The 25,764-nt window shown below is 63.3% G+C and carries 26 protein-coding genes; 9 read left to right on the forward strand and 17 right to left on the reverse strand.

Features of this window, described 5'->3' with window-relative positions; genetic code table 11:
• Nucleotides 1–3: 3 nt before the first annotated feature.
• Complete coding sequence (locus ACZ5TB_RS12130) at nucleotides 4–720, forward strand: lysophospholipid acyltransferase family protein (RefSeq protein ID WP_464792551.1); 717 nt, start codon at nucleotides 4–6, stop codon at nucleotides 718–720.
• 13 nt (nucleotides 721–733) lie between these two features.
• On the opposite strand, the gene ACZ5TB_RS12135 is transcribed toward ACZ5TB_RS12130, so the two are convergent.
• The 3 genes from ACZ5TB_RS12135 to ACZ5TB_RS12145 are packed head-to-tail and all read right to left on the reverse strand — an operon-like array spanning nucleotide 734 to nucleotide 3,729.
• On the reverse strand, nucleotides 734–1,639 hold the full coding sequence (locus ACZ5TB_RS12135; RefSeq protein ID WP_464791416.1) for a prephenate/arogenate dehydrogenase family protein: 906 nt from the start codon (nucleotides 1,637–1,639) through the stop codon (nucleotides 734–736).
• Nucleotides 1,640–1,642: 3 nt separating this feature from the next.
• Nucleotides 1,643–2,740, reverse strand: a complete 1,098-nt coding sequence (hisC, locus tag ACZ5TB_RS12140) for a histidinol-phosphate transaminase (protein WP_464791417.1) — start codon at nucleotides 2,738–2,740, stop codon at nucleotides 1,643–1,645.
• 41 nt (nucleotides 2,741–2,781) lie between these two features.
• Nucleotides 2,782–3,729 (reverse strand): 2-hydroxyacid dehydrogenase, encoded by a 948-nt coding sequence (locus tag ACZ5TB_RS12145; protein WP_464791418.1) that lies wholly within the window; start codon nucleotides 3,727–3,729, stop codon nucleotides 2,782–2,784.
• A gap of 66 nt (nucleotides 3,730–3,795) precedes the next feature.
• Here ACZ5TB_RS12145 and metX point away from each other — a divergent pair, with 66 nt between their 5' ends.
• Together metX and metW are read left to right on the forward strand one after the other, a co-directional pair.
• Entirely contained in the window at nucleotides 3,796–4,932 is a 1,137-nt protein-coding gene (metX, locus tag ACZ5TB_RS12150; protein WP_464792552.1) for a homoserine O-acetyltransferase MetX, read from the forward strand.
• Nucleotides 4,929–5,522 (forward strand): methionine biosynthesis protein MetW, encoded by a 594-nt coding sequence (gene metW, locus ACZ5TB_RS12155; protein WP_196224833.1) that lies wholly within the window; start codon nucleotides 4,929–4,931, stop codon nucleotides 5,520–5,522. Before metX ends, metW begins: the two co-directional genes overlap by 4 nt.
• Here the strand turns inward: metW and ACZ5TB_RS12160 are convergent.
• The 8 genes from ACZ5TB_RS12160 to rpmI all read right to left on the reverse strand — a co-directional run bounded on the left by ACZ5TB_RS12160 (nucleotide 5,519) and on the right by rpmI (nucleotide 13,615).
• A complete protein-coding gene (locus ACZ5TB_RS12160) occupies nucleotides 5,519–6,136 on the reverse strand; it encodes a glutathione S-transferase (protein WP_464791419.1) in 618 nt (205 codons plus the stop codon). The genes metW and ACZ5TB_RS12160 overlap by 4 nt on opposite strands.
• Before the next feature lie 18 nt (nucleotides 6,137–6,154).
• Complete coding sequence (locus ACZ5TB_RS12165; RefSeq protein ID WP_464791420.1) at nucleotides 6,155–7,720, reverse strand: peptide chain release factor 3; 1,566 nt, start codon at nucleotides 7,718–7,720, stop codon at nucleotides 6,155–6,157.
• A 121-nt stretch (nucleotides 7,721–7,841) separates the two neighbouring features.
• Entirely contained in the window at nucleotides 7,842–8,723 is an 882-nt protein-coding gene (locus ACZ5TB_RS12170; RefSeq protein WP_464791421.1) for an aldose 1-epimerase family protein, read from the reverse strand.
• Nucleotides 8,724–8,880: 157 nt separating this feature from the next.
• Nucleotides 8,881–11,295, reverse strand: coding sequence for a phenylalanine--tRNA ligase subunit beta (gene pheT, locus ACZ5TB_RS12175; protein WP_464791422.1), 2,415 nt, complete (start codon nucleotides 11,293–11,295; stop codon nucleotides 8,881–8,883).
• Complete coding sequence (pheS, locus tag ACZ5TB_RS12180; RefSeq protein WP_464791423.1) at nucleotides 11,292–12,380, reverse strand: phenylalanine--tRNA ligase subunit alpha; 1,089 nt, start codon at nucleotides 12,378–12,380, stop codon at nucleotides 11,292–11,294. The genes pheT and pheS overlap by 4 nt, the downstream gene beginning before the upstream one ends.
• Nucleotides 12,381–12,439: 59 nt before the next feature.
• Nucleotides 12,440–12,766, reverse strand: a complete 327-nt coding sequence (locus ACZ5TB_RS12185; protein WP_464778409.1) for a GIY-YIG nuclease family protein — start codon at nucleotides 12,764–12,766, stop codon at nucleotides 12,440–12,442.
• Nucleotides 12,767–13,035: 269 nt separating this feature from the next.
• On the reverse strand, nucleotides 13,036–13,398 hold the full coding sequence (rplT, locus tag ACZ5TB_RS12190; protein ID WP_022682430.1) for a 50S ribosomal protein L20: 363 nt from the start codon (nucleotides 13,396–13,398) through the stop codon (nucleotides 13,036–13,038).
• A 13-nt stretch (nucleotides 13,399–13,411) separates the two neighbouring features.
• Entirely contained in the window at nucleotides 13,412–13,615 is a 204-nt protein-coding gene (gene rpmI / locus ACZ5TB_RS12195; RefSeq protein WP_183955972.1) for a 50S ribosomal protein L35, read from the reverse strand.
• Nucleotides 13,616–13,773: 158 nt separating this feature from the next.
• Here rpmI and ACZ5TB_RS12200 point away from each other — a divergent pair, with 158 nt between their 5' ends.
• Nucleotides 13,774–15,954 carry an AsmA family protein gene (locus ACZ5TB_RS12200; RefSeq protein ID WP_464791424.1) on the forward strand — a complete coding sequence of 727 codons (2,181 nt, stop codon included), beginning with the start codon at nucleotides 13,774–13,776 and terminating at the stop codon, nucleotides 15,952–15,954.
• Between the two features lie 39 nt (nucleotides 15,955–15,993).
• Nucleotides 15,994–16,506 carry an O-acetyl-ADP-ribose deacetylase gene (locus ACZ5TB_RS12205; RefSeq protein WP_464791425.1) on the forward strand — a complete coding sequence of 171 codons (513 nt, stop codon included), beginning with the start codon at nucleotides 15,994–15,996 and terminating at the stop codon, nucleotides 16,504–16,506.
• Between the two features lie 36 nt (nucleotides 16,507–16,542).
• On the opposite strand, the gene hisN is transcribed toward ACZ5TB_RS12205, so the two are convergent.
• On the reverse strand, nucleotides 16,543–17,328 hold the full coding sequence (gene hisN / locus ACZ5TB_RS12210) for a histidinol-phosphatase (RefSeq protein ID WP_464791426.1): 786 nt from the start codon (nucleotides 17,326–17,328) through the stop codon (nucleotides 16,543–16,545).
• Nucleotides 17,329–17,407: 79 nt separating this feature from the next.
• On the opposite strand from hisN, the gene ACZ5TB_RS12215 reads away from it, so the two are divergent.
• Nucleotides 17,408–17,836 carry a VOC family protein gene (locus tag ACZ5TB_RS12215; protein WP_464791427.1) on the forward strand — a complete coding sequence of 143 codons (429 nt, stop codon included), beginning with the start codon at nucleotides 17,408–17,410 and terminating at the stop codon, nucleotides 17,834–17,836.
• Between the two features lie 49 nt (nucleotides 17,837–17,885).
• Complete coding sequence (locus ACZ5TB_RS12220; RefSeq protein WP_464791428.1) at nucleotides 17,886–18,125, forward strand: hypothetical protein; 240 nt, start codon at nucleotides 17,886–17,888, stop codon at nucleotides 18,123–18,125.
• 25 nt (nucleotides 18,126–18,150) lie between these two features.
• Here ACZ5TB_RS12220 and ACZ5TB_RS12225 read toward each other — a convergent pair whose 3' ends face one another.
• Entirely contained in the window at nucleotides 18,151–19,086 is a 936-nt protein-coding gene (locus tag ACZ5TB_RS12225; protein WP_464778403.1) for a ribose-phosphate pyrophosphokinase, read from the reverse strand.
• Between the two features lie 117 nt (nucleotides 19,087–19,203).
• Here ACZ5TB_RS12225 and ACZ5TB_RS12230 point away from each other — a divergent pair, with 117 nt between their 5' ends.
• Both ACZ5TB_RS12230 and gltX read left to right on the forward strand, forming a co-directional pair.
• Nucleotides 19,204–20,859: an NAD+ synthase gene (locus ACZ5TB_RS12230; protein ID WP_464791429.1), complete on the forward strand. Its 1,656-nt coding sequence runs from the start codon at nucleotides 19,204–19,206 to the stop codon at nucleotides 20,857–20,859.
• Between the two features lie 4 nt (nucleotides 20,860–20,863).
• The gene (gltX, locus tag ACZ5TB_RS12235) at nucleotides 20,864–22,192 is read left to right on the forward strand and encodes a glutamate--tRNA ligase (RefSeq protein WP_464791430.1); all 1,329 of its coding nucleotides are present in this window, start codon (nucleotides 20,864–20,866) and stop codon (nucleotides 22,190–22,192) included.
• Nucleotides 22,193–22,348: 156 nt separating this feature from the next.
• On the opposite strand, the gene ACZ5TB_RS12240 is transcribed toward gltX, so the two are convergent.
• The 4 genes from ACZ5TB_RS12240 to hemC all read right to left on the reverse strand — a co-directional run bounded on the left by ACZ5TB_RS12240 (nucleotide 22,349) and on the right by hemC (nucleotide 25,724).
• Nucleotides 22,349–23,107: an esterase/lipase family protein gene (locus ACZ5TB_RS12240; protein WP_464778400.1), complete on the reverse strand. Its 759-nt coding sequence runs from the start codon at nucleotides 23,105–23,107 to the stop codon at nucleotides 22,349–22,351.
• A gap of 115 nt (nucleotides 23,108–23,222) precedes the next feature.
• Nucleotides 23,223–24,110, reverse strand: coding sequence for a hypothetical protein (locus tag ACZ5TB_RS12245; protein WP_464778399.1), 888 nt, complete (start codon nucleotides 24,108–24,110; stop codon nucleotides 23,223–23,225).
• 10 nt (nucleotides 24,111–24,120) lie between these two features.
• Nucleotides 24,121–24,789: a uroporphyrinogen-III synthase gene (locus ACZ5TB_RS12250; protein ID WP_464778398.1), complete on the reverse strand. Its 669-nt coding sequence runs from the start codon at nucleotides 24,787–24,789 to the stop codon at nucleotides 24,121–24,123.
• Complete coding sequence (gene hemC / locus ACZ5TB_RS12255) at nucleotides 24,786–25,724, reverse strand: hydroxymethylbilane synthase (protein ID WP_464791431.1); 939 nt, start codon at nucleotides 25,722–25,724, stop codon at nucleotides 24,786–24,788. The genes ACZ5TB_RS12250 and hemC overlap by 4 nt, the downstream gene beginning before the upstream one ends.
• Between the last annotated feature and the right edge of the window lie 40 nt (nucleotides 25,725–25,764).

Consider the following 25,764-nt stretch of genomic DNA (forward strand, 5'->3'; position numbering starts at 1 on the left):
CTTATGATCACCGTCCTGCGCTCGCTCGTCTTCATGCTGATATTCTACAGCGGCTCATTGCTGCTGGTTCTCGCCGCTCTGGCTGTGGCATGGCCATGGCCTACAGGGGTTCCGGTCGTGGCAACGGCATGGGGCCGCTTTCACCGCTTTTGCGCGCGCTGGATTCTCGGGCAAAAGGTGCGGATCGAAGGCGACCTGCCGCACGGCAGCTATCTCTATATCGTCAAGCATGAGTCGATGTTTGAAACGATCGACCTGCTCTGCATCTTCGATCGCCCGGTCATCGCTGCCAAGCGCGAACTGCTCGACATTCCTTTGTGGGGCCGTATCGGTCGGCTGTACGGCCTTATTCCGGTTGAGCGCACCGCTGGAGCCAGTGCCCTGCGAACCCTGCGAGCCGCCGCCCGCGCCGCAACCGATCAGGGCCGCGCCGTCTGCCTCTTTCCAGAAGGCACGCGCGTCCCTCATGGCGAGACGCCCCCGCTGCGTGCGGGCTTCGCGGGCCTCTATTCCCTCCTTCGCCTGCCAGTCGTTCCGATCGCGATTGACAGCGGTCTCTTGTCGCCGCGCGGCAAATTCATGAAGCGCGCGGGCACGATTACCTACAAGGTGGGCGATATCATTCCGGCGGGCCTCGATCGCCGCGAGGCGGAAGCTCGCGTCCATGCCGCGATCAACGCGCTGAACTCAGCCCAAACGGGATCGAGTGATCCCAACTGAAAGGCGCTAAGTCCTAGTGGCTCCGCCCAAAGTCGGGCTTGGGATCATCCTGCCCCTGTTCGATGATCGACCGCCGGATGGCCCGCGTCTTGGTGAACAGATTGAACAATGTGTCCCCGTCATTCCACCGTATCGCCCGCTGCAAAGCCGACAGATCCTCGGAAAAACGTTGCAGCATCTCCAGCACCGCATCCTTGTTCGCCAGGAACACGTCGCGCCACATGGTGGGATCGGATGCCGCGATGCGGGTGAAGTCGCGAAAACCGCCTGCGGAATATTTGATGACCTCGGACTGGGTCACATCTTCCAGATCGCTCGCCGTGCCGACGATCGTATAGGCGATCAAGTGCGGCAGATGGCTGGTCACCGCCAGCACCAGGTCATGATGCTGCGGGTCCATCGTCTCGACGTCCGCGCCGACGCGATGCCAAAGTTCGGAAATGCGCTCGACCGCCGCCGGATCGGCTCCGGCAGGCGGCGTGATAATGCACCAGCGCCCCTGGAACAGGCTGGCGAAACCCGCCTCAGGCCCACTATTCTCGGTCCCGGCGACCGGATGTGCGGGAATGATGACGCGTCCGGGCAGGGCCGCGTTCAGCTGCGCCAGCACATCGGCCTTGCATGACCCCACATCGCTCACGATCGCATCGGCGGGCAACTCGGCGGCAATCTCCGTCGCCGCCGCGCCCATGGCCCGCACCGGCACGCACAGCACGACCAGATCGGCGTCGGTCACGCTCGCGCCCGCCGTGTCGGTCACATCGTCGCACAGGTCGATCGCCCGCGCGATCTGCCGCACATTTGGATCGGCATCATGCCCCGTCACCCGAACCGTCGGCATATATTCGCGGATCGCCCGCGCGAGGGACGATCCGATCAGGCCAAGGCCGATGATGGTGACGCGGGAAAAAGGCAGCATGGCTCAGGCGGCCTCCGCCATCGCGCGCAGCTTCGTCGCGACCGCGCGCACCTGATCCTCCGTGCCGATGGTGATGCGCAGCCCATTGGGCAGCCCCTGTCCGGGCAGCCAGCGCGTCGCGAAACCTTCGTCCCACAGCCCCTTCATCGCCGCCTCGGCGGTCAGCTTGCCATTGAACAGGATCAGCAGGAAATTGGCCTTGCTCGGCACCGCCCGCAGCCCATGGTTGGATAGCGAAGCGATCTCATCCGCCAGCCATTCGCGCCATTGGCGGTTATGCGTCCGGCTGGCGTCCACCCACGCCTGATCCTTCACGGCCGCAATCGCCGCCGCCTGTCCTGCTGTGGTGACATTGAACGGCGCGCGAATGCGATGCAGCGCATCGATAATCTCCGCGCTGGCATAGCCCCAGCCGATCCGCTCGGCCGCAAGGCCATAGATTTTGGAGAAGGTGCGGGTCACCAACACATTGGCCGCATTCTTCGCCAGCTCCAGTCCGCCATCATCCTCATCTGCATCAAGATATTCGGCATAGGCCTGATCCAGCACTAACAGGATATCGGGCCGCAGCGCCTTGTGCAGCCGCGCAATCTCCTCGCGCGGCGTCATGGTTCCCGTGGGATTGTTGGGATTGGCCAGGAAAACGACCTTGGTCTTTTCCGTCACGCAGGCGAGCAGCGCGTCCACATCGGTCGCATAATCCTTATCCGGCGCGATCACCGGGGTCGCGCCGACCCGCCGCGCGGCGATGTCGTAAACCGAAAAGCCGTAATGGACGTAAAGTATCTCGTCCCCCGGCCCGGCATAGGCGCTCGCCGCGATGTGCAGCAGCTCGTCCGACCCGGTGCCATAGATCACCCGAGCGGGATCAAGCCCATACACCGCCGCAATCGCCTCGCGCATCTTCGCCGCGCCGGGATCGGGATAGGTCGCAAGGTCAGCCGTCGCCGCGACCAGCGCCGCCCGCGCCGCTTCGCCGGTGCCCAGCGGGTTTTCATTCGCGCTCAGCTTGATCAGCGGGCGCCCGTCATCCGCCGCCGCCTTGCCAGGCACATAGGGCGAAATGCCCAGAATCCATTCCTTGGGAGCAGGTTTCGTCATGGCCGGGCTTTAGCGTCATCCGCACCAAAGGCAAAGCGCTGCTATACGACCGGCGTGATCAGAGGTTCGCCCGCTGCCCACGCGTCCAGATTGGCGAGCACCAGGTCCGCCATAGCCTTGCGGGTGTTCACCGTGGCGCTCCCCTGATGCGGTTGCAGCACCACATTATCCATGGCGAACAATGTTTCGGGCACGTGCGGTTCCTGTGCGAACACATCCAGCCCGGCGCCACCAATCCGTCCTTGCACAAGCGCCGCCACCAGCGCGTCCTCATCGACCACGCTCCCCCGGCTGATGTTGATCAGCACGCCCTGCGGTCCCAGCGCGTCCAGCATCGCGGCATCGACCAGCCCGCTTGCTTCCGGCCCGCCCGATGTCGCAACGATCATCACCTCGCTTTCCCGCGCGAAGGCGATGCGGTCGGCCACATAGCGATAGGGCGCGCCCGGCACAGGCCTGCGGTTATGATAGATAATCTCGCTTGCCACCGGCTCCACCCGCCGCGCGATCGCCTGGCCGATCCTTCCCAGCCCCAATATCCCGATCCGCCGGCCCGTGACGCTCCTGCTGAGGTGCACCGTTTCGCCGCGCGCCCATCTGCCCGACCGCACCATCCGATCATTGGCGGCGATGTTGCGCACCGTCGCATAGAGTAGTCCCACGGCCAGATCGGCGACATCGTCGGTCAGCACATCGGGCGTGTTGCTGACCTTGATGCCCTTCGCCCGCGCATGCGCGACGTCCACCTTGTCATAGCCTACCGAAAACAGCCCGATCATCTCCAGCCGGGGCAGCGCATCCATCATCGCCGCGGATGCCCCGGTCGCGCCGAACGACACCAGCGCGCGCGCTTCCCGCACTGCCTCGGGCAATGTGTCGGGGTCGGCATCCGCCGTCAATGCATGCACCAGGAACCGCGCTTTCAACCGCTCCTCCAGATAGGGCGACAAAGGACCATAAGCGACGATCGGCATGCGGGTCTGGCTCATGCCCCCGTCCTAGACCATTCCCCACCGATTGACAGCATCCCTCCACGGTCCTAGCCCGCTTTGACCATGGCCAGCGCCTCCTTCACCGACGACAGCCGTTTCGGCCTCCGCCGCCAGGTCCGCCTGTCCGGCCCCCTGCGGCTGGACAGCGGCGCCGCGCTCGCGCCGGTCGACATCGCCTATGAAACCTATGGGCGGATGAATGCGGACAAGTCCAACGTCATCCTCATCTGCCACGCGCTGACGATGGATCAATATGTAGCGTCTGAGCACCCTGTGACGGGCAGGCCCGGCTGGTGGTGGCGCTTGGTAGGGGAGGGTCTGCCAATTGACCCGAATCGCCATTTCATCATCTGCGCTAATGTTTTGGGTAGCTGCATGGGATCGAGCGGCCCTGCTGCTCTCGATCCGGCGACTGGTGCACCCTACGCGATGCGCTTCCCTGTGATCACCATCGCGGACATGGTGCGTGCGCAGGCTATGCTACTGGACCATCTCGGGGTCGAGCGACTTCAAACCGTTATCGGCGGTTCGATGGGCGGTATGCAGGCGCTCAGCTGGCCCACCATCTTCCCCGAGCGCGTCGAAAGCTGCATCGTCATTGCCTCGACCGCTCGCCACAGCGCACAGAATATCGCGTTCCACGAAGTCGGCCGCCAAGCAATCATGGCCGATCCCAACTGGCGCGGTGGCGACTACTATGTTGACGGGAAGGTGCCCGGCGCTGGCCTAGCCGTCGCCCGCATGGCCGCGCACATCACCTATCTGTCCGAAGCGGGCCTGACCGAGAAATTCGGCCGCCGCCTGCAAGGGCGCGATGCCAAGACCTTCGGCTTCGACGCCGACTTCCAGGTCGAAAGCTATCTGCGCCATCAGGGCCTGAGCTTTGTCGAGCGGTTCGACGCCAACTCCTACCTCTACATCACCCGCGCGATGGATTATTATGACATTGCGGAGGATCATGGCGGCAGCCTCGCCACCGCCTTCACCGCGTCCAAGGCACGCTTCTGTCTGGTGAGCTTCGACACCGACTGGCTCTACCCCACGGCGGAGTCCCGCATCATCGTCCACGCTCTGAATGCCAGCGGCGCACACGCCAGCTTCGTGGAACTGTCGAGCCCCTTCGGCCACGACGCGTTCCTGCTCGAATGCCCGGAACTAAATCGCGTCGTCGATGGCTTCCTCAAGGGCGGCCGCGCGTGAGCGAGACGCTTCGGCCGGACCTCGCCCTGATCGCCCGCACAGTAACCCCCGGCGCGCGCGTGCTGGACGTCGGTTGCGGCGACGGCGCGCTCATGGCCGCGCTGCGCGACACGAAACAGGTTGATGCGCGCGGGCTGGAACTGGACGCGGGCAATGTCGCCGCGGCCGTCGGCCGGGGCCTGTCGGTGGTGCAGGGCGACGCCGACACGGACCTTGCCTATTATCCCGACGCCAGCTTCGACTATGCGATCCTTAGCCAGACGCTCCAGACCACGCGCCGTCCCGATCTGGTCGTAGAGGAACTGCTGCGCATTGGCCGCCAAGCCTTCGTGTCCTTCCCCAACTTCGCCCATTGGCGCGGGCGGCTGTCGCTGATGTGGGGCGGGCGCATGCCAGTGACGCGGCTGCTGCCCGATACCTGGTACGACACGCTCAACATCCACCATGTCACCGTCGATGATTTCCGCGCGCTGGTGAAGGATCGCGGCTGGACGATCGATGGCCAATGGTTCCTCAAAGGGGACAAGGAAACCACCCACGCGAACGCCAACCTGTTCGCCGAGCACGCTGTCTTCCTCCTGCGCCGCTAAAGAAAGACCGCCGCGTCGCCCGGCTGCCATGCGGCTCTGCGCACCATGGCGCGGTCAAACAATTCCGACCCGATCAAAGCGCGCAACCATGCCTGCACGCGCGGCACGGGCTGTGCGTCAAACCACGCCTGATCAGCCGCCGCAAACTGCCGGACAAAAGGAAAGATCGCGATGTCGGCCAGCATCCTGCGCTCGCCACACAGGAAAGCACTGCTCTCCAGCCGCGCCTCCAATTCGCCCAACCACGCCATCCCAGCGGCGCGATGTTCCAGCGGGTCCGACCCATGGCGCGTCGCATATTTGTAACGGTCGAGATGGTGCTTGAACGGCCCGTCATTGGCAGCGATCAGCGCCGCATCATCCCCCTCAAGCCACCCTTCCGGATCGTGCAGGCAAAGCGCCCAGCGCATGATCTCCAGGCTCTCCTCGATCACCTCTTCGCCGGGCAACGCCAGCACCGGCACCGTGCCCTTGGGTGAAAGCGCCAGCATAGAAGCAGGCTTGTCGCGCAAAACGATCTCGCGCAGCTCCACCCGCTGCCCGCTGATGATCAGCGCCATCCGCGCCCGCATGGCATAGGGGCAGCGCCGGAAACTGTAGAGGATGGCGCTCATCCCGCGCCCGCCAAAACTTCAGCGTTCCTTGGTCGCGCTGAACTTCACCTTGGGATGCCGCTCCTGCTGATATCCCACATCCCACGCGCTCTTCGCCATGAAGACAAGGTTGCCGTCGCGATCCTTCGCCATGTTCGCCACGTTGAACGATGCCAAGTCCTTGACCGCCGCATCATCGCCGGAAATCCAGCGCGCCGTATCGAAGGGGGAGGGCTCCAGCCCCGCCGCCACCTTATACTCCGCCTCCAACCGCGAAATCAGCACGTCCAGCTGCAACTGCCCGACCACGCCGACGACCCAGTTGCTGCCGATCTCGGGATAGAAAACCTGGATCACGCCCTCTTCGGACAGATCGTCCAGCGCCTTCCTCAACTGCTTCGTCTTGGTCGGATCTTTCAGCGCCACGCGCCGCAATATTTCCGGTGCAAAGTTCGGCAGCCCCGTAAAACGCACCCCCGCCTTCTCGCTCAGCGTATCGCCGACCCGCAACGTCCCATGGTTGGGAATGCCGATAATGTCGCCGGGAAAAGCCTCATCCGCAATCTCGCGATCCTGCGCAAAGAACAGGATCGGCGAATGCACCGCGATCGGCTTGCCCGACCCGCTCGGCGTCAGCTTCATGCCGCGCCGGAACTTGCCCGAACAGAGCCGCATGAAGGCGATCCGGTCGCGATGCTGCGGGTCCATATTGGCCTGCACCTTGAAGATGAAGCCGGTGACTTCGCTATTCTCCGGCTCCACCGGCGCAGGCTCGGCCGGCTGCGCACGCGGCGGCGGCGCATGGGCGGCTAAAGCGTCGATCAGCTCGGTGACGCCGAACAGCTTGAGCGCGGACCCGAAATAGACCGGCGTCAGATCGCCATGGCGATAGGCCGCCAGATCGAAATCGGCATAGCCACCGACCGCCAGCTCCGCTTCCTCGCGCAGCTTTTCGAGGCCCCGCGCGGAAATATGCTCGGCCAGCGCATCATCATCGATGCCCTCGACAAACACTTGCTTGCCCTCAAACTCCTTGCTGGGGCCGCTCGGCTGCCGCAGCCGGTTCTTGGCGAAATCGTAAATCCCCTCAAACTCGCCACCCATGCCGACCGGCCAGCTCATCGGGCACACGTCCAGCGCCAGCGCGTCCGCCACCTCGTCCAACAGGGCGAAGGTGTCGCGCCCCTCGCGGTCCACCTTGTTGACGAAGGTAATGATCGGCACGTTGCGCAACCGGCAAACCTCGAACAGTTTGCGCGTCTGCGGCTCGATACCCTTGGCCGCATCGATCACCATGACCGCCGAATCCACCGCCGTCAGCGTGCGATAGGTATCTTCGGAGAAATCCTCGTGCCCCGGCGTATCCAGCAGGTTGAAGGTAATGCCGTCGCGTTCGAACGTCATGACCGAGCTGGTCACGGAAATGCCGCGCTGCTGCTCGATCTTCATCCAGTCCGACCGCGCGCGCCGATTGGCCCCGCGCGCCTTTACCTCACCGGCCAGATGGATCGCGCCACCTTCCAGCAGCAGCTTTTCGGTCAGCGTGGTCTTACCCGCGTCAGGGTGGGAAATGATCGCGAATGTACGGCGGGATGGGATGGTCATGATGTTGTCGGGGGCTCGGTACAAAAACAACCGTTCGCCCTGAGCTTGTCGAAGGGCTTTACTTCCTTCCAGGGAAGAGGCTTCGACAGGCTCAGCCCGAACGGAATCATGGAAGCCGCCGTTACACGTCCACGACCGTCACGTCCATGCGGAACCGCCGCTCATCGCCCGGCAGCAGGCGCATGATACCCTGCTTGTCCCAAACGTCGCCGTCAAAGCCCACGAGATCCGCCATCCCCGCCCAAGGCTCCACGCACAAATAACGCGCCCCCGGCTTCTGCCACAGTCCCAGCCATGGCGTATCGGGAAAGTCGATCTTCAGCCGCGTCTGCCCCGGCACGCCCCAACATAGGCTGTCGCTCTCCAACGCATCCCAGATCAGCGCATCGCCCTCGAACATCGCATGGGTGGGATGCAGGACCTTGCCCTTCACCGGAGATGCCACGTTTTCCCGCGCGATCAGGCCCGGCTCATTCCCCACCTTGCGCAGCGGTGCCGTTTCCGCCTTTTCAAACTCTATCCGATGATCGTCCGACGAACCGCCAAAGGGCAGCGGCCAGGCAAAGGCCGGATGATAGCCGAAGGAAAAGGGCATATCGGCTTCGCCCCGGTTCATGACCGTCGCCGTCATCATCAACGTGCCGCCCGCGACAGCGAACTGCATGTCCAGCCGGAAATCGAACGGGTAGACTGCCCGCGTCGCCGCGTCCGCCTCCAGCCGGAAGATCACCGATTCAGGCAGATGCTCCATCAGCGCGAACGCCATGTGGCGGGCAAAGCCGTGCTGCGGCATCGGATAATTATGCCCGTTCAACCGATACACATCGTTGCGCGACCGCCCGACAAAAGGAAACAGCAACGGCGCATGCCCCGTCCACCAGCGCGGATCGGCATCGGTCATGAGTTCGCGCCCGGCAGAGTCCTTGAGCGACCAAAGCTCCGCGCCCAGTGGGTTGATGGCGGCGGTCAGCCCGTCCGACGCGATCGTTACAAGCTCGTCCATCAGCCCTCACCCTTCGATCTTGTCGGTCCAGCCCACTATTTCCGTTCGGACTGAGCTTGTCGAAGTCCTTCTCTTCTCTTCAATGGAGTAAAGCCAGCCTCGCTACTCACCCTCCGGATCAGTCAGCCAGACCCCAATGTGAATGGCGAGGTTTCTCTCACCCCCGCAACGTCGCGCCCAGCTTTTCCGCCGCCTTCACGACATTGGCGCTGATGGCGTCCAGCTCCTCCTGCGAGAAGCTCTTCTCGCCCGGCTGTAACGTCACCTCGATCGCCAGGCTCTTGCTGCCCTCATCCACGCCCGGCCCGACAAAGACGTCGAACAGGCGCGCATCCACGATGCTCTTCTTGTCCGCGCCCTTGACCGCGCGCACCAGCGCGTCCGCCTCGATCGCCTCGTCAACGACGAAGGCAAAATCACGCTTCACTGCCTGCAAGGCGGGCGGCGCGTAGGGTGCGCGCATGAAGCCGCTCTTCCGCTTGGCCGGGATCGCATCGAGGAAAATCTCGCCCGCGACTACCGTGCCGCTGATGCCGAATTGCTTAGCCAGCGAAGGATGCAGCACGCCAAATTCGGCCAGCACCACCTTGGGGCCAAGGCGCAATGTCCCCGACTGACCCGGATGGTAGGCGCCCGATGCCTCGCCAAAGCATTGCAGGTTCGCCACCGGCGCTCCGGCGGCGGCCAGCAGGGCGATGACTTCGGCCTTCGCGTCAAAGGCGGAAAATGCCTGTGCCTTGCCCGTCTGCCATCCGCGCGCGACTTTCTCGCCCGCCAGCACGAAACCGGCCGTGGCCCGTTCCTTGTCACTGAAATAGCGACGGCCCACCTCGAACAGGCGCACCGAAGTCGCGCTCCGGTCCATGTTCCGCCGCGTGGCTGACAGCAGGCCGGGCAGCAGCGAAGGGCGCATGACCTTCAGATCCTCGGAAATAGGATTCGCCAGCGTCCAGTCGCCACCGCCGACCGACGCCGCTTCCTTTTCCGAGATGAAGGACCAGTTGATCGCCTCGGCCAAGCCCCGGGCCGCTGCCGTCCGCCGAACCCGCCGCTCCATCAGCTGCTCGCTCGTTGCCGTTGGCTTGGCGACGCCGGGCATGCGGGGCAGGGGGGTGGAAGGGACCTGATCCAGTCCCACGATGCGCACGACTTCCTCGACCAGATCGGGCCAGCCATCGACATCGCGCCGCCAGCTAGGCACGCTGACGGACCAGTGAGCGGGCGTCGTTACTGGCGTGCCGTCCTCATAGTCGAACCTGGACTCATGTTCCTCGACGCCAAAGCCCAGACTTTCCAGAACGCGCCTCTGCTCGGCATCGTCCACATAAACACCCGCCAGCGTCAGGCATTGCGACGGTTCATAGCGGATGATCTTGTTTGCCACGGGCGGCATGCCGGTGCGCGTCGCCTCGCTGGCGCTGCCGCCGCACAGCTTCATCACCAGATCGGCCGCGATCGACAATCCGTCATCCAGAAATGCCGGGTCCACCCCGCGCTCGAACCGTCCCCGCGCGTCGCTGGTCAGGCCCAGTCTCTGTCCTGTAACCGCGACGCGTTCGGGCGTGAAATAGGCGCATTCGATCAGCACGTCGGTCGTTGCCTCGCTGGCACCCGAATGTTCGCCGCCCATGATGCCGCCGATATCGTGTACCGCCGCATCGTCGGCGATGACCGTCATCGTCTCATCAACCGTGTAGGTCTTGCCATTGAGCGCCAGCACCTCTTCGCCAGCCTTGCCCAGGCGGGCAGTCAGCGGACCTTTCAGCTTGGCCATGTCATAGACATGCAACGGCCGACCAAGGTCGATCATCAGATAGTTGGTGATATCGACCAGCGTGCTGATCGGCTTCTGCCCGATCGCCTTCAACCGTCGCGCCATCCATTCGGGCGACGCGCCATTGGTGACGCCCCTGACCGTGCGCGCGAAGAAGGCCGGGCAGCCATCCTGATCCTCGATCCGCACGTCCGGCCCCGGCCCAACACCCTCGACCGTGGGCACGATGATGGGATTGAGCGTCCCCAATCCCGCCGCCGCCAGATCGCGCGCAATCCCCCGCACGCCCATGCAGTCCTGACGATTAGGTGTTATACTCACATCAATCACCGGGTCATCCAGCCCCGCCCATCGGGCATAGACCTCACCCACCGGAGAATCCGCGTTTAATTCGATGATTCCTTCATGATCTTCGCCCAGTTCCAGTTCCCGGAACGAACACATCATGCCGTTGGATTCGACCCCGCGAATGGCAGTCTTCTTGAGCACCATGCCGTTGACCGGCACCACCGCGCCCTCGGTCCCGAACACGCCGACCAGTCCCGCCCGAGCGTTAGGCGCACCGCACACGACCTGCAACGCCCCATCGCCCGCATCCACCGTCAGCACCTGCAACTTGTCCGCCTGCGGGTGAGGCTCCGCCGTCAGCACCTTGGCGATGCGGAAGGGCGCGAGCTTTTCCGCCGGATTCTCGACACCCTCGACTTCAAGGCCGATATCATTGAGCGTTTTGAGGATCGTCGGCAGGTCGGCATCGGTATTGAGATGCGTCTTGAGCCAGCTCAGCGTGAACTTCATGCGCCCACTCCTCCGCTCAGCGTCGGCACGTCCAGCGCCGAGAAGCCATAATGTTTCAGCCAGCGCAGATCGCCGTCGAAGAAAGCGCGCAAGTCGTTCATCCCATATTTCAGCATGGCAAGCCGGTCGACGCCGGTGCCGAAGGCAAAGCCCTGCCATTCATCCGGGTCCAGTCCGCAGGCTTCGATCACTCGCCGGTTGACCATGCCGCTGCCCAGCACTTCCAGCCACCCGCCGCCCGGCGCATCGCCGTCGCCGCCGATCACCCGCTGGCCGTTGGTGAGAGTATAGCCGACGTCCACCTCAACCGAAGGCTCGGTAAAGGGGAAATAACTCGGCCGCAGGCGCAGAACGATATCGTCACGCTCGAAGAAAGCCTTGAGGAAGGTTTCCAACGTCCATTTGAGATGACCAAGGGTGATCCCCTTGTCGATCACCAGCCCCTCGATCTGGTGGAACATCGGCGTATGCGTCGCATCGCTGTCCGACCGGTAGACGCGGCCCGGCGCGATGATGCGGATCGGGGGCTCGCCGTTCATCATCGTGCGGATCTGCACCGGCGATGTGTGGGTGCGCAGCAGCATTTTCTTCCCCTCCGCATCGGGAAAGTAGAAAGTGTCGTGCATCGCTCGCGCCGGGTGCGTCTCGGGAATGTTAAGCGCGGTGAAATTATGCCAGTCGTCCTCGATCTCCGGCCCTGTTGCGACGGAGAAGCCAAGGTCCGCGAAAATCTCCGCCAGTTCGTCCATGACCTGGCTCACCGGATGCACCGACCCCTGCGCGCCGAGATCAGCGGGCAAGGTCATGTCGATCTTTTCCGCTGCAAGTTTCGCATCCAGTGCCGCTTGCTCCAGCGCCGCCTTGCGCTCGGCCAGTGCAGAGGTGACGCTTTCCCGCAGATCCTGGATCGGCGGTCCCTTCTCCAGCCGATCCTCAGGGCTCATCGACCCCAATGTCTTGAGCAGCCCCGTCACCACGCCATTCTTGCCCATGGCCCCCACACGCAAGGCCTCCAGCGCGTCGAGCGTGTCGGCGGCATTGATGTCGGCGACCAGGCCGGCTTTCAGATTGGCAATCTCACTCATCACAATCTCACTATCTCGTCATTCCCGCGAAGGCGGGAACCCATCTCCTGACCTCTCGATCAGTCGCAGCGCAGAGAGGGCAATGGCTCAAAGCCGAAACCCAGCGCCAGATCGTCCCAGTCAGGATTTCCAGCTTCGATCAGCTCGATTTTCCACTGCCTGTTCCATTTCTTGATCCGCTTTTCGCGCTGGATTGCGCTCTCCATCGCGTCATGCGGTTCGAACCAGACAAGGCGCTTGACGCCGTAGTCGCTCGTGAAGCTCTCGATCAAGCCGTTTCGATGCTGATAGATGCGCTTTGTAAGGTCGGAGGTCACACCGATGTACAAGGTGCCGTTCTTTCGGCTTGCTAGAAGATAAACAGTGGGGTTGGTCTCAGGCTTCATGGATGCCTCGGGAGATGGGTTCCCGCTTTCGCGGGAATGACGAAGAGAGAGACGGCACCCCGGTAATGCGCTGCCGGGACAACCTCCATACCACTCCCGCTGAGTAGGGGCTGAGCGAAGTCGAGGCATGCATTTAAGGATTGGCCCCTCGATACGCCATTCCGACAAGCTTAATGGTTACTCAGGGCCAACGGCAGGTGCAAAACGAAAAAGGGCGCCGGAAGCATCTGCCCCGGCGCCCCTTGGACGATCTTGCGACCGTTCTAAGCTTAAGCTGCGGGCAGCGCAGCCTTCGCCTGGGCGATGATGGCGCTAAACGCCTCGCCTTCGTGCATTGCGATGTCGGCCAGAACCTTGCGGTCCAGATCGACGCCAGCCAGCTTCAGGCCGTGCATGAACTGCGAATAGGTCAGGCCCTCGGCGCGGACGCCAGCGTTGATGCGCTGGATCCACAGGCCGCGGAAGGTGCGCTTCTTGACCTTGCGGTCGCGATAAGCGTACTGGCCGGCCTTTTCGACGGCCTGGCGAGCGATGCGGATCGTGTTCTTGCGACGGCCATAATAGCCCTTCGCCTGATCCAAAATCCTCTTATGCTTCGCCTTGGTGGTCGTACCACGTTTTACGCGTGCCATGTGCCTCTACTCCTTACTTCAGGCCGTAGGGCGCCCAGAGGCGCACGTGAGCGACATCGGAATCCGACAGCACGGACGTGCCGCGATTCTGGCGGATATACTTTGCGTTGTGGCTGATCAGGCGGTGACGCTTGCCAGCGACGCCGTGCTTGACCTTGCCGGAAGCGGTGAACTTGAAGCGCTTCTTCACACCGCTCTTGGTCTTGAGCTTGGGCATTTTCGTCTCCTTTTTCAGCGCGACGATTACGGACAGCCACGGCAGCCCTAGTTAGCCGGGCGGTCCTTCCAAATATCGCGAAGGGGCGCGCATAATCGGCCAGCCGCCGGAAAGCAAGGTGATTCGGACCCAAAGCAGGGGAAGGGCGTTCTTGCGCCATGGCCGACGCCGATCCCCTGCGGCCGGGCACACCGGCGAAATCGGCTCCTGCTCCCGATAGCGGGGCAGGAGGCGTCGGCCATTATTGGTCCTCCGCGCGTCAGAAATGGCGCAATGTTCCCCTGCCGCTGCGTATGATCGCCTATATCGTCGGCCTGATCTTCCTGCTGTGGCTGATCCTGTTTGTCACGAAGGGCCGTTTCCTCAAACATCCGTTCGAGCGCTTCCTCACCAGTCGGCTGGAGCGCCCAGTCAAGGTCGCCGGTGACTTCCAGCTCTATTTCGCGCCCATCACGATCAAGTTTCGCGCCGAGGGAATGACGATCGCCAACACGCCGTGGGCGAGTCGGCCGCATTTCTTCCATTCCGACCTTATCGACACGCGGATCGCGCCGTTCAGCCTGATCTTCGGCGACCAATATCGCGTCCGTTGGCTCGAGCTTCGCAACGCCGCCGCTGACCTGGAATGGTCTAGGGATGGCAAGAGCAATACATGGACCTTTGGTGACCCGAATAAGAAGGGCGAGCCGCTCAATCTGCCGCTCGTCCGCCGCGCGCTACTTGCCGGAACGACTTTGCGCTATCGCGACCCCCGGATGCAGCTTTCCACCGACATAAGCTTCGAAACGGTGAAGGCGCAGGACACGCGCTTCGCGAGTGACATCCGCTTCTCCGGCGATGGCACGATGCGGGGCCGTCCCTTCACTCTGCGCGGCGGATTGCTTTCGCCCAACGAAACCGTCACCGGCGGCAAGAACAGTCTTGCGCTCCACGCACAGTCCGGCCCGACAATCTTGGAGGTTAGCGGCACCTTGCCCGGCGCGACCGAGATTGAGGGAGCGGACCTGCGGCTGCTGACGCGCGGTCCCAATCTTGCCCTGCTGTTCGACTTTCTGGGCGTCGCCATCCCCGAAACCCGCACCTACCGCTTCACCTCCGCGCTTACCAAGCAGGGTGGAGAATGGCGCTTCACCCATCTCAAGGGCCGGTTCGGAGACAGCGACCTTTCCGGGCGCATGACGGTGTCGCTGCCCGACAATCGCCTGCGCCTGAAGGCGGACCTGAATACCCGCACCCTCGATATTGTCGATGTGGGTCCCTTCATTGGCTACAATCCCCACAAGCTGGAAGCGCAGGGCGCCAGTGGCGCGATCGAGAATGTCGGCGGCAGGCCGCGCGTCTTGCCCGACGCACCGCTCAGGGTAGAGGCGCTGCGTAACTTCGACGCCAATGTCCGCTATGATGTGCGTCAGGTCAGGGCGCCCAATGTGCCCATTTCCAATATCGGCCTTACCCTTGCGCTGGAGCGTAGCCTGCTGACGCTGTCGCCGCTCACCTTCGACATGTCCGGCGGGCATGTCAGTTCGGACATAGAGATAAACGCGAGGGCTCAGCCGGTGCGTACGGACTACGATGTGCGCCTGTCGCCGACCCCCATGGGCAAGCTCCTTGGCCGTTGGGGTGTTGAGGAATCGGGCACCACCGGCATCATCAAGGCGCGGGCGCAAATGACAGGTTCGGGCAACACAGTGCATGATTCGCTTAGTACCGCCAATGGCAGGATCGCGGTCATCCTGCCTGCGGGCACTATGTGGGCACGCAATGTTCAGCTTGCCGAACTGGACGTAGGCACCTTCATCACGAAGATGTTCGAAAAGAAGCTGAAGGAACCTGTCCAGATCAATTGCGGGCTCATCGCCTTCACCGTTCGCAACGGCATCGCGGCGGCGGACCCGATCATCATCGATACCAAGAAGAACGTCATGCTTGGACGGGGCGGCTTTTCCTTCCGTAACGAGAGCCTCGATCTCGCCTTCCGCGCTGATGGCAAGAAGTTCAGCCTGTTTTCCGGCCAATCGCCGGTCGGCATCACGGGCTATTTCGCGAAGCCCGGCATCGACGTCATCAGTCCTGAACTGATCGCGCGCGGCGGCGCGGCGGCGGCGCTGGGGATCGCGGCGAGCCCACTCGCTGCCGTGCTGGCCTTTGTCGATGTGGGTGACGCTAAGAGCGCAGCGTGCGGCCCCGTCTTGGCAGGTGCGACCGCCACTGCGCAGAGGACGAAAGGTGGGAAGCCCCGAGATGACGTAGGCCGAGGCACAACTTCAAAGGAAGAGTCCGGCAAGGCCAACGCCAGGGAAGAAAAGAAGCAGAAGAAGAAATTCCTCGGGATTTTCTAAGGTAATGCTGCGAATGTAACTCATCGCGAGAGCTGTGACATGATCTTCGGCACCGCCCGCTGGGAAATCCGAACTGGCGACATCACCCGTTGCAAGACGGATGCGATCGTCAATGCCGCTAACAGTTCTCTGCTGGGTGGAGGCGGCGTGGATGGGGCGATCCATCGGGCCGCAGGGCCAGAACTGCTGGCCGAATGTCGTATGCTGGGCGGCTGTCCAGTAGGGGAGGCACGGATCACGGGCGGCTACAGCCTGCCCGCTGCCCATGTCATTCATACCGTCGGTCCCGTATGGCGGGGCGGGGCTTCGGGCGAAAGCCAGTTGCTCGCCAATTGCTACCGATCATCGCTCGATCTGGCGCGGGAGCATAGCCTCCGCCGTATAGCCTTCCCCGCCATCTCCACCGGCATTTATGGATATCCGAAAGAACAGGCCTCTCGGTCGCGGCCCAGGCGGTGCGGGGCCAGCTTGCGGCTTTCCCGTCGGCCTTCGACCTCATCCTGTTTATCTGCTTCGATGACGAGAGCGCGCATATCTATGCTGAAGCAGTAACGGCGCTGGCCGCCTGAAACATCAATGCCTGAAAAATCAATGGGCGTGATGCCCCTCGGCAAGCGCTTCCAGCACATCGTCCAGCCGCGCAGGATCGCCGATCGCGATAACCTGGCCGTCGCTCTCAGCCGTGATGGGATCGCCTGCCCAATCGCACATCCGCCCGCCTGCGCCTTCCACGACCGGGACGAGCGCGGCAATGTCGTGCAGCTTCAACCCGGCTTCGACGACAATATCGACATGGCCCGACGCGATAAGGCCGTAATTATAACAGTCGCCGCCCCACACGGTGTCGCGGCACTGGCCAGCCAGCCGCGAGAAATGCTCGCCCGTGCAGCCCGGGAAATATTGCGGCCCGGTGCTGGCGACGATCGCTTCTTCAAGCGACCGGCAACTGCGGGCGGTGACCGGTGCGCCGTTGAAGGTGGTGGGCTGGCCCATCATACCTGCCCAGCGCTCTTGCGCGATCGGCTGGTCGATGATGCCGACCGTCGGCCATCCCGCCTCAGTCAGCGCGATAAGCGTGCCAAAGATCGGCCGTCCCGCGATGAAACTGCGCGTGCCGTCGATCGGGTCGAGAATCCAGATGCGCTCCGCATCTTCGCGGGTTACGCCGTATTCCTCGCCGATAATGCCGTCCTGCGGGCGTTCCTTCTCCAAAATAGTCCGGATCGCTGCCTCAGCTGCCCGGTCGGCCTCCGTCACCGGCGATTTGTCCGACTTGAATTCCATGTCGTATCGCGCGCGGAAAAAGGGCCGGATCGCCGCTGCTGCGGCGTCGGCGAGGCGGTGGGCAAGGGTCAGGTCATCGCGGGTCGTCATCGCTCCCGCCTAGCCGGAAAGCGCCTGCTGCGCTAGGCTTGGCCAATCCGGTCCCTGATCGCGATGAAGGAGGGAAAACATGCCTGGCTCCCCACTGATCCCCGGCCTGCGCTATGCCGATGCTCCAGCGGCAATAAACTTCCTGCAAGACGCTTTCGGCTTTGCATTGCACGCCTGTTATGAGGACGAAGCGGACCCCCACATCATCCACCATGCACAGCTCATATTGGGCGACGGCATGGTCATGCTGGGCAGCGCGCGCGATGGCGAGGCCGAGTCGCTCTACAGCTGGACTACACCGCGCGATCTGGGCGGTGTCACGACCTGCATCTATGTGGTGGTCCCGGATGCCGACGCCCATTGCCTTCATGCCCGCAACCAAGGCGCGGTGGTGGTGAACGAACCGCATGATAATCTCGGCTATCCCGGACGAGGCTACGAGGCGCTCGATCCGGAAGGCAACCTCTGGAGCTTCGGCACCTATGATCCTTGGGCCGCCGCCGTTTAAGCTTCCTCAACCCGCGCCGTTTATCGCTTCGTGTCGGAAGGGAATCGTTGTGGCGTTGATCGGCTGGATCTTGAGTTTTGCTGCCTTGCTGGGCGCTCTCGCCATGCGGCAGGACGCGCCCGTCGGCGGGTCAGCTACCCTTTCCAACATGCTCCTGCTGCTGGTGCTGCTCGCCTGCCCGATGCTCTGGCGGGAAAAGCCGCTTGGCATTTCCCGCGCTCAGAGGGTCGTTGGCGGACTAATCCTGCTATTCTGCCTGCCCATAGTGTTGCTGCCGGGCGCCTCGTAAAAGTCGCGCGGCGCAACTTCCCCTGTCAGTCGAACAGGCTGGAAACCGAGCTTTCGTCCGCGATCCGCTTGATCGCTTCGCCCAGCAGCGGGGCAATCGGCAGGTGACGGATGCTCTTGGCGGTGCACACCGCGTCCGTGCCCTGGATCGAATCGGTGATGACCAGTTCCTTGAGTTCCGACGCCTCGACGCGCGCAACCGCGCCACCCGACAGCACGCCATGGCTGACATAGGCTACCACCTCTTCGGCGCCTGCGGCCTTGAGCGCGCTGGCGGCATTGCAGAGGGTGCCCGCCGAATCGACGATGTCGTCGATCAGGACACAGAAGCGGCCCTTCACGTCGCCGATGATGTTCATCACCTCCGATTCGCCCGCGCGCTCGCGGCGCTTGTCCACGATGGCGAGGGGGGCGTTGTCCAGCCGCTTGGCCAGCGCGCGGGCGCGCACCACGCCGCCTACGTCGGGCGACACGACCATCAGGTTACGGTCGCCAAAACGCGCCTGGATATCCGCCGACATCACCGGGGCGCCAAACAGGTTGTCGGTCGGAATGTCGAAAAAGCCCTGAATCTGCCCAGCATGTAGATCGACCGACAGCACGCGGTCAGCACCCGCCGTGGTGATCAGATTCGCCACCAGCTTGGCCGAGATCGGCGTGCGAGGGCCGGGCTTCCGATCCTGCCGGGCATAGCCGAAATAAGGAACCACCGCAGTGATTCGCTTGGCCGACGCGCGCTTCAGCGCATCGATCATGATCAGCAATTCCATGAGATTGTCGTTCGTCGGATAGGCCGTCGACTGAATGACGAACACATCCTCACCACGGACATTCTCGTGAATTTCCACGAAAACTTCCTCATCCGCGAAGCGGCGGACGCTCGCATCGGTCAGCGGGATCTCGATATAATCTGCAATTGCGGCCGCAAGCGGCTTGTTGGAATTGCCGGTCATGAGTTTCATGGCCAAACCCCTGTGACGATTGGATGACGGTGCGCGAAACGCGGCCCCTTTAGCCGCGCTTGCCCTCACTGGAAAGGCGCTTTTGCGCAGGGGGGCAAAATGGACTAGGGCGCGGGCATGACCGACAAACTCGTGATCGCCCTTGCCCAGATGACACAGAGCGTGGGCGACCTGAAGGCCAATGCGGACGCGATGCTGGAATGGCGAGCGCGCGCGACCGGCGCCGACCTCATCGTCTTCCCTGAGCTCCAGTTGATCGGCTATCCGCCCGAAGACCTGGTGTTGAAGCCTGCATTGGTCGATCGCGCCAACCATGAACTGGATCGTCTGGCCCAGGCGACGGCGGACGGCGGCCCGGCCATGCTGGTCGGCACGGTCGTCGCGTCGCAAGGCGTGTTGTTCAATGTTGTCGCCCTGTTGGAAGATGGCGCCGTTACTGCCATCCGCCAAAAGCGCGAGCTGCCCAATTATGGCACGTTCGATGAAAAGCGCTTGTTCGCGCCCGGCCCGCTTCCCGCGCCCATCGATTTCAAAGGCGTGAAGATCGGCGTGCCGATCTGCGAGGATATCTGGTTCCCCTTCGTCACCGCGCATTTGCGGGCCGAAGGCGCCGAAATCCTCATCAGCCCGAATGGCAGCCCGTTCGAAGTCGACAAGGACGACCGCCGCATCAACGCCGTTGCAGGCACGCGCGTGCGCGAAACCGGCCTGCCGCTCGTCTATCTGAACCGCGTCGGCGGGCAGGATGAACTGGTATTTGACGGCGCCTCCTTCGTCATGGGCGCCGACCGCAGCATCGCCCACCAGCTCCCCGACTGGGAGGAAGCGCTCGTCCTCACCCATTGGGAAAAATGGGAGGGCCAGTGGGTCTGCATTCCCGGCGATCGGCATGAACTCGATAGCCGCCCGGCTGACATTTATAATGCGATGGTGCTGGGCCTGCGCGACTATGTGAATCGCAACGGCTTCCCCGGCGTCGTCCTCGGCTTGTCAGGCGGCATCGACTCGGCATTATCGGCAGCGGTGGCCGTGGACGCCCTGGGACCCGACCGCGTCTGGAGCGTCATGATGCCGTCGCGCTTCACCAGCCAGGACAGTCTGGACGATGCCGTCGAATGCGCCCGCTTGCTCGGCATCCGCTACGACACGATCCCGATCGAGCCTGCCGTGGCGGCTTTCGATACGATGCTGGCCGATATATTCGAAGGTCGGCAGCGCGACCTGACGGAAGAAAATCTCCAGTCCCGCATCCGGGGCGTGACGCTGATGGGCCTGTCGAACAAGTTCGGCCACATGCTGCTGACTACCGGTAACAAGAGCGAGATGTCGGTCGGCTACGCCACCATCTATGGCGACATGGCGGGCGGCTATTCGGTGTTGAAGGACGCCTACAAGACCACCGTCTTCGACCTCAGCCGTTGGCGCAACGAGAATGTCTCGTCGCTCGGCCTTGGCCCATCCGGTCCGGTCATGCCCGAACGCGTGATCACGAAGCCTCCAAGCGCGGAATTGCGGGACGATCAGAAGGACGAAGACAGCCTGCCTCCCTATGAGGTGCTGGACCCGATCCTGTACGGCCTGGTGGAGGAGGAACTGTCAGTCGAGCAGCTTGTCGCTCGCGGCTTTGACAAGGATGTGGTCGCCCGGATCGAACGCCTTCTCTATGTCGCCGAATATAAGCGGCGCCAATCCCCTCCGGGCGTGAAGCTCGGCATGCGCAATTTCGGGCGTGATCGCCGTTATCCGATCACCAACGCTTTCCGGACCCTTTAAGATCATGACCGTCATCACCCGCTTCGCCCCGTCGCCGACCGGCAACCTTCACGTCGGAAATATCCGCGCCGCGCTGCATAACTGGCTTTGGGCGCGCAAAAGCGGCGGCAAGTTCCTCCTGCGCCTCGACGACACCGACCTTGAGCGTTCGCGCGCGGAATATGCCGACGCGATCCGGGCGGACCTGTCCTGGCTCGGCCTGAACTGGGATGGCGAGGAGAAGCAGTCGGATCGCTTCGCCCTGTATGAAAGCCGGTTCGAGCAGCTGAAGGCGTCGGGCCATGTCTATCCGGCCTATGAAACGGGCCAAGAACTGGAACTACGCCGAAAGGTCCTGCTCGGCCGGGGCCTTCCGCCGGTCTATGACCGCGCCGCCCTGTCGCTGACCGCCGATCAGATTGCCGCCCATGAAGCTGAAGGCCGCAAACCCCATTGGCGCTTCAAGCTCGATCATGATCAGCCGATCGTCTGGACCGACCTTATCCGTGGCGAGCAGCGCTTCGACCCCAAGCTGCTGTCCGACCCGGTGATCCGCCGTGCCGATGGCAGCTGGCTTTACATGCTCCCATCCGTGATCGACGATGTGGACATGGGCGTAACCCATGTGCTGCGTGGCGAAGATCATGTCTCCAACACGGCGACGCAAATCCAGATGTTCGCCGCTTTGGGGGCCGGGCTCCCCTTCTTCGCGCATGAGGCATTGCTGACCGGGAGCGAAGGCAAGCTCTCCAAGCGCTTGGGCTCGCTAGGCGTCGCCCATTTCCGCGAGATCGGGCTGGAGCCCATGGCTGTTCTATCCCTGCTCGCCCGCCTCGGCACATCACTGCCGGTAGAGCCGTTCACGAATGTCGAGCCGCTGGTCGAAAGCTTCGATTTCGCGCATTTCGGACGAGCGCCCGCCCGTTTCGACGAAGCGGAACTTGCCGCACTCAACCAGAAGATCGTGCATCTTCTGCCCTATGACGCCGTGTCGGGGCGCCTGCCTGCCGGGATGGATGAAGCAGGCTGGAACGCCATCCGACCGAACCTCGAAAATGTTGGGCAAGCCGCCGATTGGTGGCGCATCGTGACTGGCCCGGTCGAAGCGCCTGCGCCCGATGACGAGGATGATCGCACCTTCCTCGCAACTGCTCGGGAAATGCTGCTAGATTTGAACTTCGGACCCGACATCTGGCCCGCGCTCACCGGTGCGCTCAAGGATCGGACGGGGCGAAAGGGCAAGGCGCTGTTCCTGCCGCTCCGCCGCGCGCTGACCGGCCTCGACCATGGTCCCGACATGGCGCAACTCTTGCCGTTGATCGGCAGGGATGAGGCGCTTCGGCGCCTTGCGTGATGCTGGCCGTAGTTTTTGAAGCGGCACCATCTCCTACCGTTCGCCCTGAGCCTGTCGAAGGGCTTTACTTCTTTTAAGAAAAAGAGGGCTTCGACAAGCTCAGCCCGAACGGGTGGAGTGGTTCAGATTGAAGACATTATAATTGGAAGCTGCGCCCTAGCCATATTCGTGCCCCAACGCCTCCAATGCCTTGCCCACAGCCAATATGCCTTCGGGCGCGACAGCAAAGCCCATATGGGTACAATCCACCTCAATGGCCCTGTCGCGCTCGCCGTGCCTGCCCTTTGCGCATTCCGGCACGATAACCCCGTCGCGCCGCGACCATAGGGCAATGGTGGGGACCTGCGGCTTTACCTCCCGACTGCAGGCAAAAGGCGGGCAATCGACAGGATGACCCGCCACCAATTGGTATAGCCGCCAAGCATGATTGGCGCGGGGATCGCCTGAAAAGGGCGTGCCCATGGTGATGACGCCAGCAACTTTCTCCTGCGCGACCTTGGCATATTCTCGTGCGAACAGCCCTCCCAGGCTCCAGCCCACCAGAGTCACTGGTGCATCGGCCTCCCTGCGAATCCTCTCCACTCGCCGGTCGATCTGCTCGAGCGTGTCTGGCCGGGGACCCAGATTGCGTCCCATGTCCCAGCTGTGAGCGCTATATCCCGCAGCCTGAAGGATCGTGCGCATCATCTCCATCCGCTGCTCTGAAGCGAGCAGGCCTGGGATCAGCAGGATGTGGCGCCCATCGCCCTTTATCGCTCGCGATAAGGCACCGGCTCGGGCACGGCTGCGCGCCAGATCGATCGGCATGGACGCGTTGCCCAGCAGATGCCGCAGGGAAGGCCGCACTGCATCACCAGGATGCTGCGCTACGCGGCCCTTCCAGAAGCTGGTGATCGAATCGACATAAGGCGGCACGAGAAAACAGTCTCCAAGGCCCGAAGGCGAAAGATGACATTCTCATGACAAATGCGCCGCGCGTCCAATGGTTTCGCGCGGCTGTCTCAACGGCTGGTCGATTATGACAGGCAGTTCAGGGCGCGAGGGGAGAGGTTTGGGTGACTGGCCCACCACTGACGCCGTGTAGCTGGCGCGGTTCCAATATGGCTGCGGTTTCGATCAGGTCGAGCGCCCGCCGTGCTTCGATATAGCGGCGGGCGAACTGCATCCACCTGTCGGCGGCCGCCCTGCCGGGCATTTTCTCCACCTCCGCAAGAGCAGGACCTACCCGCCCCGCATCGACATAGCGCAGTGCCCGTTCCATCGCAGCCTCCGGACGCGGAGAGGGTGTGGACGTCCGCCTGATGGTGACAAGTTCGCGGGCCTCATGCTCCACCGATTCCCACCAGCTCGTCTGCGGCCCGGGCGTCGTCAATTGATCGGCGACGCCGGAAAGTCCGGCGCGCAGGTCGGCAATCGTGACCGGCTCGCGCGCCGCATTGATGATCGTTGCCACGGCGCGCGGCTGCGCCTGGCCAAAGCGCAACCTCAACTGCCCTTCGATATAGCCGAGAGGCATCCCGCTATCGAGCGCACGGCGCGCGGCGAAGGCGACCAGCAGTCCCTCGGCGCGGGCTGCATTTCCGGATGCTGCCTGAGCCTCTACGGTTATGCGATTGAGCCGATCTTCCAGCTGTACCACCCTGCCGTCCAGCATCTGCGCCGCGTCTGCGGACAGTGGGCGTAGGGCGACGCCGGGGCGCAAATAGGGGTCGGTGGCAGCGACCGGCGGTTGCGCGCGATCTTTCCAGCGGCCCTGAAAATACAGCATCGTAGCCATGGCAAGCGCAACGCCGATGACAAAGGCAAGCAACAGGGAAGCGAAGATCGGCCAGGAACTCCGTTTGCGCGGAGGAACCGGCGCAATCGCCGTGACGCTTGTCGCGCCGCCTTCTTCGCTCATTGAGGACCTTTCTTCCATCTTGGCGCGATCATTCGCACAATCGTGCCGCGAGAGCCAGCATCCTCTCGTCATCGGGCCTGTCGGGCGCTTCGCCGCTGGCCCAGCCGGGTCCGCAGGCTGAAAGAGCTGCCGGGCTGATGGCAATGACATGGAAGTCGCCCCGCTGCTCCGGGGCGATCATTTCTGCAAGCTTGGCGCCCGCGCGCGGGGAATGAACCAGCAATATCGCCCCCGGTTCCAGCTGAGGATCAAGCTGTGCCGGTGGCCGGGCGCCGATTGTGTAGACGGCCACCCGCTCGATACGCAACTGCCCCGCCTCTATCGGTGCGAGGGTCGTGCCTCCCAGATGCAGCACCCGCCGGTGCCCGTCCGCCGCCATTCGCGCCGCGATGGCGCTGCCGTCCTGATCGCCGATGACCACATTTGCAAAACCATGCTCTGCCATCGCCTGGGCGGTAGCGCTGCCGACCGCATAGGCGGGCAGCGCCTGGTAGCGGACAAGCTGCGATCCGCCGAGCCGCGCCGCCTGCGCGCTGGTCATCAATAGCGCATCGAACCGCTCGGGTGGAGGGGCGTTCCAGCCGATCGGCCGTGCCTCGAACAATGGGCAAAGCCGGGGTTGGAGGCCCAGCTTCCTTGCCCGCGCAGCCGTCTCGCTCGCACCCGGTTCGGGCCGCAGGATGATGACCGGCCTCACGCCTCGAACAGAGCGCGCAGTTCCGCGCTGGCACGGTCGAGCAGGGAGCGTCCCAGCGCCTCCGCCGCGCTGACATCGCCGCGTGCGATGACCCTTATGTCATCGACCCGCTCGCGCCCGTCAGCGCTCAATATCTCGGCTGCGAGGCGGATCTTCCCATTCTCCAGCCGCCCCAGAGCCGCGATGGGCGAATGGCATGTCCCGCCCAGCCCTTTGAGGACCGCTCGCTCGGCCATCACGCAATCGAACGTGTCGCTATCGTTGATCCCGGCCAGCAGCGCCCGCATTTGCGCATTGGCGCTCAATGTCTCAATGCCCACCGCGCCCTGCGATGGCGCTGGCAACATGACGTCAAGCGGGATGCATGTCCCGACGTCCGGCTGCCCCAGCCGGTCGAGTCCCGCCGCCGCAAGTAATGTCGCATGCACCTCCCCAGCCGCAAGCTTCGCCAGCCGCGTCGCGACATTCCCCCTGAAGAGCACGACCTGCGCGTCAGGCCGCAGCCGCTTGACCTGCGCCGCCCGCCGGGGGGAACTTGATCCCACCACCGGCTTCTCGGGCAGGGCCGCAAAGCTTTCGGCGCCGACCAGCCGATCCCGGACGTCGGCGCGGGGCAGCATGGCCGCAACCATGATTTCCACAGGCCGGATAGTCTCCACATCCTTCATGGAATGGACGGCAAAGTCGATCTGACCCTCCACCAGTGCCCGATCCAGTTCCTTCGTCCACAGCGCCTTGCCGCCGATTTCCGCCAACGCCCGGTCCTGAATCCGGTCGCCGCTCGTCTGGACGATCACCGTTTCGATCGTGTCCGCTGCCCAGCCATGCCGGGTGCACAGCGCCTCGGCCGTCATGCGCGCTTGCGCCAGTGCAAGGGGTGAACCTCGCGTGCCAAGACGGAGCGGGCGATCAGGTGTGAAAGATTGCGATGTCATATGCCGCTTGCTCTAATATCCGTGGCCATTAGATGGAAGC

This window comes from Sphingobium sp. TomTYG74, assembly GCF_055393875.1.

Bases quoted from the DNA above. Each gene is read 5' to 3' on its own strand.
- rplT (WP_022682430.1), bottom strand. From the start codon at position 13,398: ATGGCACGCGTAAAACGTGGTACGACCACCAAGGCGAAGCATAAGAGG.
- ACZ5TB_RS12215 (WP_464791427.1), top strand. From the start codon at position 17,408: ATGCCTGGCTCCCCACTGATCCCCGGCCTGCGCTATGCCGATGCTCCA.
- ACZ5TB_RS12170 (WP_464791421.1), bottom strand. From the start codon at position 8,723: ATGGACGAGCTTGTAACGATCGCGTCGGACGGGCTGACCGCCGCCATC.
- ACZ5TB_RS12245 (WP_464778399.1), bottom strand. From the start codon at position 24,110: ATGGAAGAAAGGTCCTCAATGAGCGAAGAAGGCGGCGCGACAAGCGTC.
- ACZ5TB_RS12160 (WP_464791419.1), bottom strand. From the start codon at position 6,136: ATGAGCGCCATCCTCTACAGTTTCCGGCGCTGCCCCTATGCCATGCGG.
- hisC (WP_464791417.1), bottom strand. From the start codon at position 2,740: ATGACGAAACCTGCTCCCAAGGAATGGATTCTGGGCATTTCGCCCTAT.
- rpmI (WP_183955972.1), bottom strand. From the start codon at position 13,615: ATGCCCAAGCTCAAGACCAAGAGCGGTGTGAAGAAGCGCTTCAAGTTC.
- pheT (WP_464791422.1), bottom strand. From the start codon at position 11,295: ATGAAGTTCACGCTGAGCTGGCTCAAGACGCATCTCAATACCGATGCC.
- ACZ5TB_RS12230 (WP_464791429.1), top strand. From the start codon at position 19,204: ATGACCGACAAACTCGTGATCGCCCTTGCCCAGATGACACAGAGCGTG.
- hemC (WP_464791431.1), bottom strand. From the start codon at position 25,724: ATGACATCGCAATCTTTCACACCTGATCGCCCGCTCCGTCTTGGCACG.
- metX (WP_464792552.1), top strand. From the start codon at position 3,796: ATGGCCAGCGCCTCCTTCACCGACGACAGCCGTTTCGGCCTCCGCCGC.
- ACZ5TB_RS12185 (WP_464778409.1), bottom strand. From the start codon at position 12,766: ATGAAGCCTGAGACCAACCCCACTGTTTATCTTCTAGCAAGCCGAAAG.
- ACZ5TB_RS12145 (WP_464791418.1), bottom strand. From the start codon at position 3,729: ATGAGCCAGACCCGCATGCCGATCGTCGCTTATGGTCCTTTGTCGCCC.
- hisN (WP_464791426.1), bottom strand. From the start codon at position 17,328: ATGACGACCCGCGATGACCTGACCCTTGCCCACCGCCTCGCCGACGCC.
- ACZ5TB_RS12165 (WP_464791420.1), bottom strand. From the start codon at position 7,720: ATGACCATCCCATCCCGCCGTACATTCGCGATCATTTCCCACCCTGAC.
- gltX (WP_464791430.1), top strand. From the start codon at position 20,864: ATGACCGTCATCACCCGCTTCGCCCCGTCGCCGACCGGCAACCTTCAC.
- ACZ5TB_RS12200 (WP_464791424.1), top strand. From the start codon at position 13,774: ATGGCCGACGCCGATCCCCTGCGGCCGGGCACACCGGCGAAATCGGCT.
- ACZ5TB_RS12135 (WP_464791416.1), bottom strand. From the start codon at position 1,639: ATGCTGCCTTTTTCCCGCGTCACCATCATCGGCCTTGGCCTGATCGGA.
- ACZ5TB_RS12130 (WP_464792551.1), top strand. From the start codon at position 4: ATGATCACCGTCCTGCGCTCGCTCGTCTTCATGCTGATATTCTACAGC.
- ACZ5TB_RS12205 (WP_464791425.1), top strand. From the start codon at position 15,994: ATGATCTTCGGCACCGCCCGCTGGGAAATCCGAACTGGCGACATCACC.
- pheS (WP_464791423.1), bottom strand. From the start codon at position 12,380: ATGAGTGAGATTGCCAATCTGAAAGCCGGCCTGGTCGCCGACATCAAT.
- ACZ5TB_RS12225 (WP_464778403.1), bottom strand. From the start codon at position 19,086: ATGAAACTCATGACCGGCAATTCCAACAAGCCGCTTGCGGCCGCAATT.